Below are 248 nucleotides of genomic sequence, written 5' to 3'. Positions count from 1 at the left end.
GACGATGACGGCAGGGCGCTCAGCGCGGCGATTGTCTGCCCGAAAAACCGCACCCTTACCGTGGTCCTCAGGCACCAGTCGATAACCGACCTGCCAGTCCCGGACGCCAGCATTGAGCTGTATGAAACCCCCTCGTTTGCCCCTGACAAACGAGTTGACGTAAAAATAACGGATGAAAGCGGCAGGGCCGTTTTTACTGACCTGAAGGCAGGTAAAAGCTATTACGCCCGGGCCGTCGATCCGGCGCT

General features: G+C 58.5%; 1 protein-coding gene. It reads left to right on the top strand.

The annotated features are described in order from the left end of the window. Positions 1-248: prealbumin-like fold domain-containing protein (locus tag KIF87_RS23115; RefSeq protein WP_213330867.1), on the top strand; the 248-nt coding region annotated here is incomplete at both ends.

The sequence above is a fragment of the Enterobacter sp. 120016 genome (assembly GCF_018383635.1).
Taxonomy (GTDB): domain Bacteria; phylum Pseudomonadota; class Gammaproteobacteria; order Enterobacterales; family Enterobacteriaceae; genus Enterobacter; species Enterobacter asburiae_D.
This window is presented reverse-complemented; position numbering and strand designations above follow the sequence as displayed.